Raw genomic sequence first — 15300 nt, 5'->3', positions numbered from 1 at the left:
CGGTGCTTTACCTGCCAGGCACCGCGCACTAAGCTGCGTACCTGAACCGCTCGCACCGAGGTGTAGTCCGATGCGCCATTAATGCCGCCGTCTGTTCGACGGCCCGTCTTCATCCCCCTTTACCGGGGACGTTGCTGGCATTTCGTGGAGTGTCGTATGACCCCTGTCTCGATCCTGACGCTCGATGGCGTCGCCTTTGCCTTGCCCGATGGCAGGCCGTTGTTTACCGACCTGAATGAATGCTTCGACCAGCGCCGCACCGGCCTGGTCGGGCGCAATGGCGTGGGCAAGAGCATCCTTGCGCAAATCCTCGCCGGGAACCTGGCACCCACCGCTGGGCACTGCCGTGCCACTGGCCGGGTGCATTGCCTGGCGCAGCAGATTGCCGGCCCCGACACCACCGTGGCGCAACTGGCCCAGGTCGGCGAGGTGCTCGATGCCTTGCGCCGCATCGAGGCCGGCAGTTGCTCGCAAGCCGACTTCGACACCGTGGGCGAACGCTGGGATATGCGCGAGCGCCTGCAGGCGCAATTGGCGCGCCATGGGCTGGAACAATTGGATGCAGACCGGCCGGTCGCCACCCTGAGCGGCGGCCAGGCCATGCGCGTGGCCTTGCTCGGGGCATTTCTCAGTGAGGCCGACTACCTGATCCTCGATGAGCCGAGCAATCACCTGGACGGTCCCGCTCGCGCCCAACTGCTCAGCCTGCTCAAAGAATGGAACAAGGGATTGCTGGTAATCAGCCATGACCGTGAACTGCTCGCGCACATGCAGCGGATCGTCGAGCTTTCGCCCCTTGGCCTGGCCAGTTACGGCGGCAACTACAGTGTGTATGCCCAGTGCAAGGCCGATGAAAGCGCCCAGGCCGAGCGCACGCTGGAGCGCCTGAAGCTGGAACGTCAGCGCCAGGCCCGCGAGCTGCAGCAACAACGCGAGCGGCTAGAGCGGCGCCAGGCCAGGGCTGGCCGGGAGGCGCGCGACAGTAACCAGGCGAAGATACTCCTGGATCGCAGGCAGGAACGCAGCGAAGCCACTGCCGGCAAACTGCAGCGCGACCATCAGGCCGCCCGGCAGGCTATGGCGCAGAGGGTGCGTGAAGCTGCCCGGCGGGTGGAGGCCAGCAACGCCATCGTCCTCCAGGCACCGGCCCCTGCGCGACAGGCGGGCAGCCCGCTGCTAACGCTGCAGGCACTGCGCCTGCCTTTCGGTGATCCGCTACAGGCACCGCTGGACGGGTGCCTGTACAGTGGCGAACGGGTCGCACTGATCGGCGCCAACGGCAGCGGCAAGTCGACGCTGCTCAAGGTGCTGGCAGGTCTTCTCGCACCCCATTCCGGCCACGTCGAGGTTCGCGTTGAAGTCGCCTACCTCGATCAGCACTGCAGCCTGTTGCCTGCCACGCAGTCGGTGCTCGACTACCTGCGCCGGCGCTCCGCCAGCCTCGATGAAAGCAGCCTGCGCACGCGTCTCGCGCAGTTGGGCCTGGGTGCCGAACGGGTGGAGCTGCCCAGTGGTGTGCTCAGTGGCGGGGAGCGCCTCAAGGCGGCCCTGGCGGGTGTGCTCTATGGCGATACGCCGGTGCAGCTATTGCTGCTGGATGAGCCGAGCAATCACCTCGACCTGCCCGCCCTCGCCGCCCTGGAAAACATGCTGTGCCAGTACCGCGGGGCCCTGCTGGTGGCCTCGCACGACACAATGTTTTTGCAGCAGTTGGGGCTGGACCGCGCGTGGCGACTGGAACGCTGAAACGACAAGGCCCCGTCCATTGCTGGACGGGGCCTTGGTTTACCCTGCTGCCTGGTGTTCAAACTATCGTACCTGCCCCGCGATTGGCGGCGGTCGTGGTACGTATCGAGGTCAGCGGGCAAAGCTTCGTTGAATTCATGGTGCGCCTGACTGAGTAGTCTGTCCAGCTCAATGTGCAGCCAGATGGCCCAACGGTAGTGGCCCATGGGGCTTGACCGTCTGGATGGCGAAATTGCTGCGAATATCGCTGACGCCCGGCAGTTTGAGCAGGGTGTCGATCAGAAAGCGTTCGTAGCGGCGCAGGTCCGGCACCACCACCTGGAGCAGGAAATCCGACTCACCCGACACCAGGTGCGCGGCAATCACTTCGGGCAAAGCCAGTACCGCGTTCTGAAAGGCCTGGGCGGCCGGTTCGTGATGGCGCTCGACCTTGACCCCGACGAACACTGTCAGGCCCAGGCCGACTTCGTTGCGGTCCAGCTGGGCCGCATAGCCCTTGATCATCCCCGCTTCCTCCAGCAGTCGGACCCGACGCAGGCAGGGTGACGGCGACAGGCCGATCATTTCGGCAAGCTCCACATTGCTCAGGCGAGCATTGCGCTGCAGGGCGTCGAGAATCTTGCGGTCAAAAGCGTCCAGCGTAATTTTTGGCATGATCGGTATATTCCTTTACTGACCGTGGCAGTTTATATCAATACACCCTGTATTCCACGCAACTTTCGCAAGCACCTGCCAGCCCCTCCCGGCATAGAATTTTCGCCTGACCATTGATTGCCGGGAGTGGGTGAAATGACTCAATACAGCATGTTTTGCGCCGCACTGCTGGTGGTGTACCTGGTGCCCGGACCGGACATGTTCCTGCTGCTCAATACCGGCGCCAGCGAAGGCCGCCGCCAGGCCCTGATGACCGCACTGGGCCTGGCCCTGGCGCGAGCCGCTCATGTCACCCTGGCTGCCCTGGGGCTGGCGGCGCTGCTGCGAACCCACCCCTGGGCCTTCGACCTGCTCAGTATTGCCGGGGGGTTGTACCTCGCCTGGTTGGGCTGGCAGTTGCTGTGCGCTCCGGTCTCGGCCTTGCCCAGCAGCACAACCACGGCCCGCAACCCTGGCCATTGGTCGGCCGCCTTGAAAAAAGGACTGCTGACCAACCTGCTCAACCCCAAGGCCCTGTTGTTCTGTTCGGTGTTGCTGCCACAGTTCATCAGCCAGACGGGCGGACCGATCGGCCAGCAATTTGCCATTCTCGGCGCGGTGCTGGTGGTGGTCGGGCTGGGATTCGACAGCTTCTATGCCCTGAGCGGTGATCGCCTGGGCCGCTGGGTGGCCGCCAGTCCCTGGAAACAAAAGCTGCAGAACCGCCTGTTCGGCACCCTGCTGATCGGCTTCGGTGCGCGCCTGGTGCTGCTGCGCGAGCTGGGCGGGTGACGATTTACGCTGATTTTCACTGCGACCATGGTCCAATCTATGACTGGGCGTTTCCGATCTGCACGGGATGTATTATCGTGGCTGCGTGCGCTATTTCAGCCGCCTGAGCCATCAGGCATATGCCAACCATTCGAGGGTGCCATGAGTAACGAAAGCATTAACTGGGACAAGCTGGGCTTCGACTACATCAAGACCGACAAGCGCTACCTGTCCTACTTCCGTAACGGCGAGTGGGACGCGGGCACCCTGACCGAAGACAACCAGTTGCACATCAGCGAAGGCTCGACCGCGCTGCATTATGGCCAGCAATGCTTCGAAGGCATGAAGGCGTACCGCTGCAAGGATGGTTCGATCAACCTGTTCCGTCCTGACCAGAACGCCCTGCGCATGCAGCGCAGCTGCGACCGCCTGCTGATGCCACAAGTGCCTACCGATGTGTTCATCGAGGCCTGCAAACAAGTGGTCAAGGCCAACGAACGCTTCGTGCCGCCGTATGGCAAGGGTGCCCTGTACCTGCGTCCGTTCGTGATCGGCGTAGGCGACAACATCGGCGTGCGTACCGCCCCGGAGTTCATCTTCTCGATCTTCGCCATTCCGGTCGGCTCGTACTTCAAGGGCGGCATGACCCCGCACAAGTTCCTGATTTCCGACTACGACCGCGCCGCACCACAAGGCACCGGTGCCGCCAAGGTCGGCGGCAACTACGCAGCCAGCCTGCAGCCAGGCTACAAGGCCAAGCAGGCCGGTTTCGCCGACTGCATCTACCTTGACCCGTTGACCCACACCAAGATCGAGGAAGTCGGCTCGGCCAACTTCTTTGGTATCACCGCCAACAACGAGTTCATCACGCCGAAGTCGGCCTCGGTGCTGCCGGGCATCACCCGCCTGTCGCTGATGGAACTGGCGCAATCGCGCCTGGGCCTGAAAGTGATCGAGGGCGACGTACTGATCAACAACCTTGGCCTGTTCAAGGAAGCCGGTGCCTGCGGTACCGCCGCGGTGATCACCCCGATCGGCGGCATCCAGTACAACGGCAACCTGCACGTGTTCTACAGCGAGACCGAAGTGGGCCCAGTTACCCAGAAGCTCTACCAGGAGCTGACCGGTATCCAGAGTGGCGACATTGAAGCGCCGGCGGGCTGGATCGTTAAGGTTTGATGACCTGACAGCATCGCGGGCAAGCCCGCTCCGGCATGGGGCGGGCTGCCTGGCGATCATGAATTTTTCTTTAACCCGGGCACCGCCTATTCTTTGGCACAATCAAGTCTCTACTCGCCGCCCAGGTAATAGCATGCCCCGCGTACTGACTATCGAAGACGATGCGGTCACCGCACAAGAGATCGTCGCCGAACTTTCCAGCCATGGCCTGGAAGTGGATTGGGCCGACAACGGCCGCGAGGGCCTGGCCAAGGCCATTGCCGGCGGCTACGACCTGATCACCCTGGACCGCATGCTCCCCGAGCTCGACGGCCTGACCATCGTCACCACCCTGCGCAACCTCAAGATCGTCACGCCGATCCTGATGATCAGCGCCCTGTCGGATGTCGACGAACGGGTGCGCGGCCTGCGTGCCGGTGGCGACGACTACCTGACCAAACCCTTTGCCTCCGACGAAATGGCCGCCCGCGTAGAAGTGCTGCTGCGACGCAACAGCGTGCCACTGGCGCAGACCCGCCTGCAGGTCGGCGACCTGGAGCTGGACTTGATCAGCCATGAGGCACGGCGCGGCGAGCACACCCTCAACCTGTTGCCCACCGAGTACAAGTTGCTGGAGTTTCTCATGCGCCACGCCGGCCAGGTGATTACCCGGATGATGATCTTCGAGGAAGTCTGGGGTTATCACTTCGACCCCGGCACCAACCTGATCGACGTGCATATCGGCCGCTTGCGCAAGAAGATCGACGCCGCCGGCCAGGCCCCGCTGATTCGGACCGTGCGGGGCTCGGGCTATGCCATTGCCGAACCCGTCTAAGGGCTGGAGCTCGTCCACCAGCCGTCTGCTTGCGCTCTACAGCTTTCTGTTCGTAGCCTGGAGCAGCATCCTCATGGGAGTGCTGTACTTCGAGGTTTCTGGCTACCTGAACAAACTCACCCGTCACTCGTTGCTGCAGCGCCAGCACCTGTTCGCGCACATGAGCGGCAAGCAGCTCGACGACGCCCTGATCGCAAGCCAGGCCTTCGAGGAACGCAGCTTCGATGCCTACGGCCTGTTCGATGCACAGTTCAATCCCCTCGGCGGACAGGTCCGCCAGGTACCGGCAGACCTGGGACTGGACGGCAAGATCCATGAGTTGAACCGCTGCCTGGACGCCGACGACCCACACCTGCCCCGCGACAGCTGTGACGCGGTGGCGATCAAAGTGCGCGATGGCCGCTGGCTGATCCTGGTGCGCGACAACGGCTCGCTGTTCGTGGTTACTCGCATCATCCTCCATGCCCTGCTCTGGGGCCTGTCGCTGACCATCATTCCCGGCATCGCCGGCTGGTACCTGCTGCGCCGCCGACCGCTCAAGCGTATCCGCGCGATCCAGGCGACTGCCGAGCAGATCGTCGCTGGCGACCTGACCCGACGCCTGCCGCTGTCGCAGCGGCGTGACGAGCTGGACATGCTGGCGGCTATCGTCAACGCCATGCTCGACCGCATCGAGCGGCTGATGCATGAGGTCAAGGGTGTGTGCGACAACATTGCCCACGACCTGCGCACCCCACTGACCCGGCTGCGCGCCCAGCTCTACCGCATCCGCCAGCAGGCCGGCGACGACTCGCCCCAGGCCGAAGCGCTGGAGCAGGCCATTGGCGAGACCGACACGCTGATGGCGCGATTTCGCGGCTTGCTCCGTATCAGCGAACTGGAAGACCGCCAGCGCCGTGCCGGCTTTGTCGAACTCGACCCGCGAGCCCTGCTGCTGGAGATGCACGACTTCTACTTGCCGCTGGCCGAGGATGGCGAAATTCGCCTGAGCCTGGAGGTACCTGCCCAGCTACCACCGCTGCATGGCGATCGCGAGCTACTGTTCGAGGCGCTGGCCAACCTGCTCGGCAACGCCATCAAGTTCACCCCCGCAGGCGGCCAGGTGCGAATGCGCGCCAGCAGTGATGCCGGTGCTGTGCAGATTGAGATTGAGGACAGCGGACCGGGGATTCCCGAGGACGAACGCGGGGCGGTGTTGAAGCGCTTCTATCGCAGCGAGGAAGGCCATCGGCACCCGGGGTTCGGGCTGGGGTTGTCAATCGTTGCGGCGATTGTCGATTTGCATGGCTTTGACTTGGAGGTCGGGACGAGTGAGTTGGGTGGGGCGAGGTTGGTGGTGATTTGTCGGGCCCTGATCGCGGGACAACCCGCTCCTAAAGTGTAGGAGCGGGTTGTCCCGCGATTGATCAGTCGGCCAGGCGCCAGGTAGTCCCGCCCTTGCCGTCTTCCAGCACCACGCCCATGGCGGTGATCTGGTCACGAATGCGGTCGGACTCTGCCCAGTTCTTGTCGGCACGTGCCTGCAGGCGCGCCTGGATCAGGGCTTCGACTTCAGCCGCATCGACCTTGCCTTCGGCACCGGCACGCAGGAAGTCGTCGGCATCCAGTTGCAGCACACCGAGCAAGTCACCCATCTCACGCAGGCGACCGGCAAGGCCAGCCGCGACCTCGGGCTCGCTGTCGCGCAGGCGGTTGATCTCGCGCACCAGGTCAAACAGCACGGCGCAGGCCTCGGGGGTGCCGAAGTCGTCGTTCATCGCCAGGGTGAAGCGGTCGACATAGGTCTCGCCACCCTTGGCCTCGACTCGCGGCAAGCCGCGCAGGGCATGGTAGAAACGCTCCAGCGCGCCCTTGGACTCGCGCAGGCTGTCTTCGGAGTAGTTGATCGAGCTGCGGTAGTGGCTCGACACCAACAGGTAGCGGACCACCTCCGGGTGATACTTGTCGAGCACGTCGCGAATGGTGAAGAAGTTGTTCAAGGACTTGGACATCTTCTCGCCATTGATGCGGATCATGCCGCAGTGCATCCACGAATTGGCGTACTGCTTGCCGGTGGCGGCCTCGCTCTGGGCGATTTCGTTTTCGTGGTGCGGGAACTCCAGGTCGTTGCCTCCGCCGTGGATGTCGAAGCTCTCGCCCAGGCAGCAGGTGGACATCACCGAGCACTCGATGTGCCAGCCCGGACGGCCCGGGCCCCATGGCGATTCCCAGCTCGGCTCGCCCGGTTTTACGCCCTTCCACAGGACGAAATCGAGCGGATCCTGCTTGGCTTCGTCGACCTCGATCCGCGCACCGATGCGCAGGTCTTCGATCTTCTTGCGCGACAGCTTGCCGTAGCCGACGAACTTGCCGACGCGGTAGTACACGTCGCCATTGCCGGGTGCATAGGCGTAGCCCTTGTCGATCAGGGTCTGGATCATCGCGTGCATGCCGGCGATATGGTCGGTGGCACGCGGCTCCTGGTCCGGCGGCAGAATGTTCAGGCGGCGCTCGTCTTCGTGCATCGCGTCGATCATGCGGGCGGTCAGCGCGTCGAACGACTCGCCGTTCTCGTTGGCCCGGTTGATGATCTTGTCATCGATGTCGGTGATGTTGCGCACGTAAGTCAGGTCGTAGCCGCTGTAACGCAGCCAGCGGGTGACCAGGTCGAAGGCGACCATGCTGCGGCCGTGACCCAGGTGGCAGTAGTCGTACACGGTCATGCCGCAGACGTACATGCGCACCTTGTTGCCTTCGAGCGGCTTGAAGACTTCCTTGGTTTTGCTAAGCGTGTTGTAGATGGTAAGCACGAGCGTTCCTCAGCTGCCCCACGAATCGCGCAGGGTCACAGTCCGGTTGAATACCGGGCGACCCGGCTGGGAGTCTTTCAGGTCGGCGCAGAAGTAGCCTTCGCGCTCGAACTGGAAGCGGTCTTCTGGCTGGGCCTGGCCCAGGGAAGGTTCCGCGCGACAACCGGTAAGGACCTGCAGCGAATCGGGATTGATGTTGTCGAGGAAGGTGCCGCCATCTTCGGTCTTCTCAGGGTTGGCCGAGCGGAACAGGCGGTCGTACAGACGCACTTCGCACTCCACGCTGGCCGCCGCCGGTACCCAGTGGATCACACCCTTGACCTTGCGGCCTTCAGGGTTCTTGCCCAGGGTGTCCGGGTCGTACGAGCAGCGCAGCTCGACGATGTTGCCTTCGGTGTCCTTGATCGCTTCGTCGGCGCGGATCACGTAGCTGCCGCGCAGACGCACTTCACCGGCCGGCTCCAGGCGCTTGTAGCCCTTCGGCGGCGCTTCCATGAAGTCGTCGCGGTCGATGTAGAGCTCGCTGGCGAACGGCAGTACGCGCACGCCCATGTCTTCTTTCGGGTGGCGTGGCAGTTCGAGGTTCTCGACCTGGCCTTCCGGGTAGTTGGTGATGACCACTTTCAGCGGACGCAGCACGCACATGGCGCGAGGCGCGGTGCGGTCGAGGTCTTCGCGGATGCTGAATTCGAGCATCGACATGTCGACCACGCCGTCGGACCGGTTGGTGCCGATCATTTCGCAGAAGTTGCGGATCGAGGCCGGGGTGTAGCCGCGGCGACGGAAACCCGACAGCGTCGACATGCGCGGATCGTCCCAACCCTGGACGTGCTGCTCGTCGACCAACTGCTTGAGCTTGCGCTTGCTGGTGATGGTGTAGTTCAGGTTCAGGCGGCTGAACTCGTACTGGCGCGGCTTGGCCGGCACCGGCAGGTGGTCCAGGAACCACTCGTACAGCGGACGATGGCCTTCGAATTCGAGGGTGCAGATGGAATGAGTAATGCCTTCGATGGCGTCCGACTGACCGTGGGTGAAGTCGTAGTTCGGATAGATGCACCACGTGTCACCGGTCTGGTGGTGGTGGGCATGGCGGATGCGATAGAGGATCGGATCGCGCATGTTCATGTTCGGCGAGGCCATGTCGATCTTGGCACGCAGCACACGCTCGCCGTCCTTGAATTCGCCGGCTTTCATGCGCGCGAACAGGTCCAGGTTTTCCTCGACCGAACGCTCGCGGAACGGGCTGTTCTTGCCAGGTTCGGTCAGGTTGCCACGGTATTCCTTGGACTGCTCGGGGGTCAGGTCGCAGACGTAGGCATCACCAGCCTTGATCAGCTCCACGGCCCAGTCGTGCAGTTGGTCGAAGTATTCCGAGGCGTAGCGCACCGGGCCGGTCCACTCGAAGCCCAGCCACTTGACGTCGCTCTGGATGGCGTCGATGTACTCCTGGTCTTCTTTGGCCGGGTTGGTGTCATCGAAACGCAGGTGACAGGCTCCGCCGAACTCCTGGGCCAGGCCGAAGTTCACGCAGATCGACTTGGCATGGCCGATGTGCAGGTAACCGTTGGGCTCTGGCGGGAAACGGGTGACGATGCTGCTGTGCTTGCCCGAGTCCAGGTCGGCCTGCACGATCGGACGCAGGAAGTTCGCAGGGACGGCGGGCGCGCCTTTGGCAGCGGCGTTGGGAGCGGTGTCGGCAGTGGGCTTGCTCATAGGATCCTTGAAATACGGGTACACGGCCTGGGTAGGCCGACTGAATCAAAGCGCTTATCATAGCCGAAGCGGTCGAGCTGCCGACAGCGCCCTGCCGACAAACTGGCGGGATATTCGACCGGCAATGCAAAAAAACTGCCGCGAGCCACGTATCTCGGGTTGTAGACTGTGCGTCAGGTTTACATCGCGTTGCGGCGCGACCCTATTTCAAATGCCTTGAAAGAGCGAATCCCAGCATGTCCAAAGTCAAACTGAGCACCAACCACGGCGACATCATCCTGAAACTGGACGCCGAAAAGGCCCCTAAAACCGTCGAGAACTTCGTTCAGTACGTTAAAGAAGGCCACTACGACAACACCGTGTTCCACCGTGTGATCAAGGGCTTCATGATCCAGGGCGGCGGCTTCGAGCCAAGCATGAGCCAGAAGAAAACCCGTGCCAGCATCCAGAACGAAGCGGACAACGGCCTGAAGAACACCAAGTACAGCATCGCCATGGCCCGCACCATGGAGCCACATTCGGCCTCGGCGCAGTTCTTCATCAACGCCTCCAACAACGACTTCCTCAACCACAGCGGCAAGAACGTGCAGGGCTGGGGCTACGCGGTATTCGGTGAAGTGACCGAAGGCCAGGACATCGTCGACAAGATCGAAGGCGTTGCCACCGGTTCCAAGGCCGGCCACCAGGACGTGCCGAAAGACGACGTGATCATCGAGAAAGCCGAGATCATTGAGTGATACTGCTGATCTCTGATCTGCACCTGCAAGAAGAACGCCCGGACATTACCCGGGCGTTTCTTGATCTGCTTGACGGACGTGCCCGCCACGCCCGGGCGCTGTACATCCTCGGTGATTTCTTCGAGGCCTGGATCGGCGACGACGCCATGACGCCCTTCCAGACCAGCATCTGCACTGCCCTGCGCGCCCTGAGCGACAGCGGCACACAGGTGTTCCTGATGCACGGCAACCGCGATTTCCTGATTGGCGAGCCCTTCTGCAAGGCCGCAGGCTGCACCTTGCTGGCCGACCCCTGTGTGGTGGAGATGGGAGGTGAGCCGGTGCTGCTGATGCATGGCGACAGCCTTTGCACCCTGGACCTTGCGTACATGAAGATGCGCCGCTATTTGCGCAACCCGGTCAGCCTGTGGATCCTGCGGCACCTGCCGCTGGGCACCCGGCAAAAACTGGCGCGCAAGCTGCGCAGCGAAAGCCGGGCGCAAACGCGGATGAAGGCCACCGACATCGTCGACGTGACCCCGGAGGAAGTGCCGCGGATCATGGCCCAGTATGGCGTGCGCACCCTGGTGCATGGGCACACCCATCGTCCGGCGATTCACAAACTGGTGGTCGACGGCCAACCGGCGCGGCGTATCGTGCTGGGCGACTGGGATCGCCAGGGCTGGGCGCTGGAGGTGGATGAGCAAGGGTTTCAGTTGCAGCCGTTTGCTTTTCCCTGATCGCTGATCGCGGGGCAAGTCGAGACGTCGCACCGCCGCTCCTACAGGTTGTGGGAGCGGCGGTGCGACTTGCCCCGCGATGTCTCAATGCCCCGCCGAAGCAGGCCCGGCCTTGGCCGCAAACGGCGGCCTGGCCAGCCACACCAGCAGAATCAACCCCGCGAACACCCAACCCATCAGGGTGAAGTAATCCACCGTCGACATCATGTATGCCTGGCTGCTGAGCATGCGCTCAAGCTGCGCATACGACTGCCCGTTCGCCCCGCCCAGGTGGTTGAGCGCCTCGCGGGTGGCCGGCTCGTAGGTGCTGATGCTCTCGCTCAGGTAGGCATGGTGCTGGTCGGCCCGGCGGATCCATATCCAGGTGGTCAGCGAGGCGGCAAAGCTGCCGCCCAGGGTTCGCAGAAAGGTGGCCAGGCCCGAGCCATCGGCAATCTGGTGCGGCGGCAGGTCCGAGAGCAGGATGCTCAGGGTCGGCATGAAGAACAGCGCCACGCCGATACCCATGAACAACTGCACCAGGGCGATGTGCTGGAAGTCCACCTCGTTGGTGAAACCTGCACGCATGAAGCAACTGGTGCCGATGGCCAGGAAGGCCAGGCCCGCCAGCAGGCGCAGGTCGAACTTGTGCGCGTACTTGCCGACAAAGGGCGACATCAGCACGGGTAGCAAACCGATCGGCGCCACGGCCAGGCCGGCCCAGGTGGCGGTGTAGCCCATCTGGGTCTGCAACCACTGCGGCAAAATCAGGTTGATGCCGAAAAAGCCTGCATAACCGAACACCAGGACAATGGTGCCGATGCGAAAGTTGCGGTGTACGAACAGTCGCAGGTTGACCACCGGGTGCTTGTCGGTGAGTTCCCATATGATGAATACCGCGATGAACACCACCGAAATCAGGCTGCCAATCACGATGAAGTTCGACTCGAACCAGTCGAGGTCATTGCCTTTGTCCAGCACGATCTGCAAGGCGCCAACGCCGATGATCAAGCACAGCAAGCCGACGTAGTCCATGGGCTGGCGACGAGTGCTGACGGGACGCGTGCGCATCTGCTGGCGCACCACCGCCGCGGCGAACAGGCCGATGGGCACGTTGATGAAGAAGATCCACGGCCAGCTGTAGCTGTCGGTGATCCAGCCGCCCAGAATGGGGCCGGCAATCGGCGCCACCACCGTGACCATCGCCAACAGGGCCAACGCCATGCCCCGCTTGGCCGGCGGGTAAACGGCAATCAGCAGGGTCTGGGTCATCGGGTACAGGGGGCCCGCAACAATACCTTGCAACACGCGAAAGCCGACCAGCTCCGGCATCGACCGGGCAATACCGCACAGGAACGACGCCAGCACGAACAGCAAGGTGGCCCAGATGAACAGTTTCACCTCACCAAAGCGCCGGCTCAGCCAGCCGGTCAGCGGCAAAGCGATGGCATTGCTGACTGCAAACGAGGTAATCACCCAGGTGCCCTGCTCCACACTCACGCCCAGGTTACCGGCAATGGTCGGCAGCGCCACATTGGCGATGGTGGTGTCGAGCACCTGCATGAAGGTCGCCAGCGACAGGCCGATGGTGGTCAGCAGCAGGCTCGGCGGCGTGAATGACGCGGTGTTGCTCATCGTGCGGCCGTCTTGCTGGCCGCGGCACTGTTGTCATGGATCAAGCGGGTGATCATGGCGTCGGCTTCGACCAATTGGCGGTCATACACCTTGGTGGTGAACGAGGCCTTCTGCGGCGGCAACTGGGCCAGCACCGGGCCGCTCTGGTCATGCATGTCGACCGTGACCTGGGTCGACAGACCGATGCGTAGCGGATGCGCCGCCAATTGCTCGGCATTGATATGGATGCGTACCGGTACCCGCTGGACGATCTTGATCCAGTTACCGGTGGCGTTCTGCGCCGGCAGCAAGGCAAAGGCACTGCCAGTACCGGCCCCCAGGCTGTCGATGGTGCCGCTGTACTTGACCTCGCTGCCGTACAGGTCGGCAACGATATCGACCGGCTGGCCGATGCGCATGTTGCGCAACTGGGTTTCTTTGAAGTTGGCGTCGATCCACAGCTGGTCCAGGGGGATCACTGCCATGGTCGCGGTGCCCGGCTCCAGGCGCTGGCCCAGCTGCACGGTACGCTTGGCCACATAACCGGTCACCGGCGCCACCAGGGTGGTGCGAGCAGCCGCCAGGTACGCCTGGCGCAGTTGAGCGGCAGCCGCCATCACTTCAGGGTGCGAGGACACCACGGTGTCATCGACCAGCGCGGTGGTGGTGTTGAGCTGCTGACGGGCATTGATCAGCGCGTTCTGGGCCGAGGCCAGGTCGTCACGGGCGTGGGACAACTCTTCCAGCGAGATCGCCCCGCCAGCGGCCAGGGTCTTGCGGCGGGTGTAGTTTTCCTGGGCCTTGGTCTGCTCGGCCTGACGCGCCGCGACCTGGGCTTTCATGCCATCAACGTTGCTGTACAGCCCGCGTACCCGGCGCACGGCGCGGGCCAGCTCGGCCTGGGCTGCCTGCAGGCCGATTTCGGCATCGCTGGGGTCGAATTCGATCAGCACCTGGCCCTCATGCACCAGGTCGCCATCGTCGGCGCCGATACTGACGACGGTGCCGGTCACCAGCGGAGTGATTTCCACCACGTTGCCATTGACGTAGGCATCGTCGGTTTCTTCGTTCCAGCGCCCGTACAGTTCATGCCAGGCCCAGACGGCGCCACCGACCACGACGATCAGCAGTAACAGGCCGAGCAGCCAGGTCTTGCGCTTGCGCGAGGTGTTGAGGTCCTGCGCGGCGTCGGCAGGCTCCGGAGTGTTGGCAATGGCCATGTCGAGTACCTAGGCTTACGCGTGTTCAGAAATGGAAGGCTGGGCTGCGGCAGTGCGCAGGGCCGTCAGGGTGTCACCGGCGGCGAGCAGGACCTTGGTCAGCAGGCCTTCAAGGCTTGCCAGCTCGTCCGGCGCCAATATGCCCAGCAGCTCGTTCATGGCTGCAGCGCCGATCTGCGGTAGCTGGTCGGCAAGCGTGTGCCCTTCCTCGCTCAGCGCCAGGCGCACCTGGCGGCGATCATCCGGACAGCGGCGGCGCAGAAGCAGATCTTTCTGTTCCAGGCGGTCGAGCATGCGCGTCATCGAACCGCTGTCCAGGGCCAGGTAACGGCACAGCTCGGCGGGGGTGTCGACGCCGTACTGGGCGACGATGATCAGCACCTTGAACTGCGCGGCGGTCACGCCGAAGGCCTGCAGGTGGCTGTCGAGAATGCGGTCCTTGACCAGCGCGGCACGGCCCAGCAACAGGCCGAGGGTGCAGGACTGGAAGTTCTCGGGGGTGTAATGCGGCATGGCGGGAGATACCTGCTCAAGCAGTTAGTAACATAATGTTACTGCTTAAGCAGCTAACGTCAAGGCATTAATTAGCTAGCTCATTATCTGGCAAGCCGTAACCGCCAGGCTACGGCTACGGTGCAGTGGTCAGGGTCAGGGTCAGGCAGGAATTCCGCTGTGAAACCGGAACTCCTCATCCGGCGTGCTGATCAGTTCGGCTTCCACCGCCCTGACCTTCTCCACCACCCGCTCGATATCGGCCGCATCACCGTACTGGTGCGCCAGCTTCAGGTACCCCTGATAGTGGCGGGCTTCGCTATTGAGCAGCCCGTGATAGAACTTGCCCAGCTCTTCATCCAGATGCGGCACCAGCGCGGCAAAGCGCTCGCAACTGCGCGCTTCAATAAAGGCGCCGACGACCAGTGTGTCGACCAGCTTGACCGGCTCGTGGGTGCGCACCACCCGGCGTAACCCCGAGGCGTAGCGCCCGGCCGACAACGGGCGCAGGCCGATCTTGCGGCGCTTCATCAGGCGCAGTACCTGCTCGTGATGCACCAGCTCCTCGCGGGCCAGACGCGACATCATGTTGATCAGGTCCAGGTGGGTGTTGTACTTGGCCATCAGGCTCAGCGCGGTACTGGCGGCCTTGAACTCGCAGTTCTTGTGGTCGATCAGCAGGGTTTCCTGGTCGGCAAGGGCCGCCTGGACCCAGGCATCAGGCGTACGGCATCCAAGAAAGGCTTCGATTTCGGGAATAAGGGACATAGGCTCACAAACAGGCAGGGCAACGGCAAGACCGGCGATTATACCGGCGGCGGTGGCGATCACCAGTGACTATGCTTGATATGTATCAACGCCCATTGCACTTGGCGCCGACTATAGTCAGGCATT

The 15300-nt window shown here is 63.0% G+C and carries 14 protein-coding genes; 7 read left to right on the top strand and 7 right to left on the bottom strand.

The window, feature by feature from the left end:
* Window positions 1–156: 156 nt before the first annotated feature.
* Window positions 157–1746 carry an ABC-F family ATP-binding cassette domain-containing protein gene (locus H621_RS0100340; protein WP_028941466.1) on the top strand — a complete coding sequence of 530 codons (1590 nt, stop codon included), beginning with the start codon at window positions 157–159 and terminating at the stop codon, window positions 1744–1746.
* A 168-nt stretch (window positions 1747–1914) separates the two neighbouring features.
* Here H621_RS0100340 and H621_RS0100335 read toward each other — a convergent pair whose 3' ends face one another.
* On the bottom strand, window positions 1915–2391 hold the full coding sequence (locus tag H621_RS0100335) for an Lrp/AsnC family transcriptional regulator (protein ID WP_028941465.1): 477 nt from the start codon (window positions 2389–2391) through the stop codon (window positions 1915–1917).
* A gap of 144 nt (window positions 2392–2535) precedes the next feature.
* Between H621_RS0100335 and H621_RS0100330 the strand changes: the two genes are divergently transcribed.
* From H621_RS0100330 to H621_RS0100315, 4 genes are all read left to right on the top strand, one after another.
* A complete protein-coding gene (locus H621_RS0100330) occupies window positions 2536–3171 on the top strand; it encodes a LysE family translocator (RefSeq protein WP_028941464.1) in 636 nt (211 codons plus the stop codon).
* Between the two features lie 141 nt (window positions 3172–3312).
* Complete coding sequence (locus H621_RS0100325; protein ID WP_028941463.1) at window positions 3313–4329, top strand: branched-chain amino acid aminotransferase; 1017 nt, start codon at window positions 3313–3315, stop codon at window positions 4327–4329.
* A 133-nt stretch (window positions 4330–4462) separates the two neighbouring features.
* Window positions 4463–5143, top strand: a complete 681-nt coding sequence (locus tag H621_RS0100320; protein WP_028941462.1) for a response regulator transcription factor — start codon at window positions 4463–4465, stop codon at window positions 5141–5143.
* Entirely contained in the window at window positions 5121–6527 is a 1407-nt protein-coding gene (locus H621_RS0100315; protein ID WP_028941461.1) for a sensor histidine kinase, read from the top strand. Before H621_RS0100320 ends, H621_RS0100315 begins: the two co-directional genes overlap by 23 nt.
* 22 nt (window positions 6528–6549) lie before the next feature.
* Here H621_RS0100315 and cysS read toward each other — a convergent pair whose 3' ends face one another.
* Both cysS and H621_RS0100305 read right to left on the bottom strand, forming a co-directional pair.
* Entirely contained in the window at window positions 6550–7932 is a 1383-nt protein-coding gene (cysS, locus tag H621_RS0100310) for a cysteine--tRNA ligase (protein ID WP_028941460.1), read from the bottom strand.
* A 9-nt stretch (window positions 7933–7941) separates the two neighbouring features.
* On the bottom strand, window positions 7942–9645 hold the full coding sequence (locus tag H621_RS0100305) for a glutamine--tRNA ligase/YqeY domain fusion protein (RefSeq protein ID WP_028941459.1): 1704 nt from the start codon (window positions 9643–9645) through the stop codon (window positions 7942–7944).
* Window positions 9646–9881: 236 nt separating this feature from the next.
* On the opposite strand from H621_RS0100305, the gene H621_RS0100300 reads away from it, so the two are divergent.
* The gene (locus H621_RS0100300; RefSeq protein ID WP_028941458.1) at window positions 9882–10382 is read left to right on the top strand and encodes a peptidylprolyl isomerase; all 501 of its coding nucleotides are present in this window, start codon (window positions 9882–9884) and stop codon (window positions 10380–10382) included.
* A complete protein-coding gene (locus H621_RS0100295) occupies window positions 10379–11101 on the top strand; it encodes a UDP-2,3-diacylglucosamine diphosphatase (RefSeq protein ID WP_028941457.1) in 723 nt (240 codons plus the stop codon). Before H621_RS0100300 ends, H621_RS0100295 begins: the two co-directional genes overlap by 4 nt.
* A gap of 84 nt (window positions 11102–11185) precedes the next feature.
* Here the strand turns inward: H621_RS0100295 and H621_RS0100290 are convergent, their stop codons facing one another.
* From H621_RS0100290 to H621_RS0100275, 4 genes are all read right to left on the bottom strand, one after another.
* The gene (locus H621_RS0100290) at window positions 11186–12715 is read right to left on the bottom strand and encodes a DHA2 family efflux MFS transporter permease subunit (protein WP_028941456.1); all 1530 of its coding nucleotides are present in this window, start codon (window positions 12713–12715) and stop codon (window positions 11186–11188) included.
* On the bottom strand, window positions 12712–13914 hold the full coding sequence (locus H621_RS0100285; protein WP_028941455.1) for an HlyD/EmrA/EmrK family protein: 1203 nt from the start codon (window positions 13912–13914) through the stop codon (window positions 12712–12714). The genes H621_RS0100290 and H621_RS0100285 overlap by 4 nt, the downstream gene beginning before the upstream one ends.
* Before the next feature lie 15 nt (window positions 13915–13929).
* On the bottom strand, window positions 13930–14427 hold the full coding sequence (locus H621_RS0100280) for a MarR family winged helix-turn-helix transcriptional regulator (RefSeq protein WP_028941454.1): 498 nt from the start codon (window positions 14425–14427) through the stop codon (window positions 13930–13932).
* Window positions 14428–14568: 141 nt separating this feature from the next.
* Complete coding sequence (locus H621_RS0100275) at window positions 14569–15174, bottom strand: MiaE family protein (RefSeq protein ID WP_028941453.1); 606 nt, start codon at window positions 15172–15174, stop codon at window positions 14569–14571.
* Window positions 15175–15300 lie beyond the last annotated feature (126 nt).

The sequence above is a fragment of the Pseudomonas vranovensis DSM 16006 genome (assembly GCF_000425805.1).
Lineage (GTDB): Bacteria > Pseudomonadota > Gammaproteobacteria > Pseudomonadales > Pseudomonadaceae > Aquipseudomonas > Aquipseudomonas vranovensis.
The sequence above is the reverse complement of the archived record's forward strand: the minus strand, read 5'-3'. Positions and strand labels throughout refer to the sequence as shown.

Bases quoted from the DNA above. Each gene is read 5' to 3' on its own strand.
- H621_RS0100320 (WP_028941462.1), top strand. From the start codon at position 4,463: ATGCCCCGCGTACTGACTATCGAAGACGATGCGGTCACCGCACAAGAG.
- H621_RS0100285 (WP_028941455.1), bottom strand. From the start codon at position 13,914: ATGGCCATTGCCAACACTCCGGAGCCTGCCGACGCCGCGCAGGACCTC.
- H621_RS0100290 (WP_028941456.1), bottom strand. From the start codon at position 12,715: ATGAGCAACACCGCGTCATTCACGCCGCCGAGCCTGCTGCTGACCACC.
- H621_RS0100280 (WP_028941454.1), bottom strand. From the start codon at position 14,427: ATGCCGCATTACACCCCCGAGAACTTCCAGTCCTGCACCCTCGGCCTG.
- H621_RS0100330 (WP_028941464.1), top strand. From the start codon at position 2,536: ATGACTCAATACAGCATGTTTTGCGCCGCACTGCTGGTGGTGTACCTG.
- H621_RS0100325 (WP_028941463.1), top strand. From the start codon at position 3,313: ATGAGTAACGAAAGCATTAACTGGGACAAGCTGGGCTTCGACTACATC.
- H621_RS0100340 (WP_028941466.1), top strand. From the start codon at position 157: ATGACCCCTGTCTCGATCCTGACGCTCGATGGCGTCGCCTTTGCCTTG.
- H621_RS0100305 (WP_028941459.1), bottom strand. From the start codon at position 9,645: ATGAGCAAGCCCACTGCCGACACCGCTCCCAACGCCGCTGCCAAAGGC.
- H621_RS0100300 (WP_028941458.1), top strand. From the start codon at position 9,882: ATGTCCAAAGTCAAACTGAGCACCAACCACGGCGACATCATCCTGAAA.
- H621_RS0100315 (WP_028941461.1), top strand. From the start codon at position 5,121: ATGCCATTGCCGAACCCGTCTAAGGGCTGGAGCTCGTCCACCAGCCGT.
- H621_RS0100275 (WP_028941453.1), bottom strand. From the start codon at position 15,174: ATGTCCCTTATTCCCGAAATCGAAGCCTTTCTTGGATGCCGTACGCCT.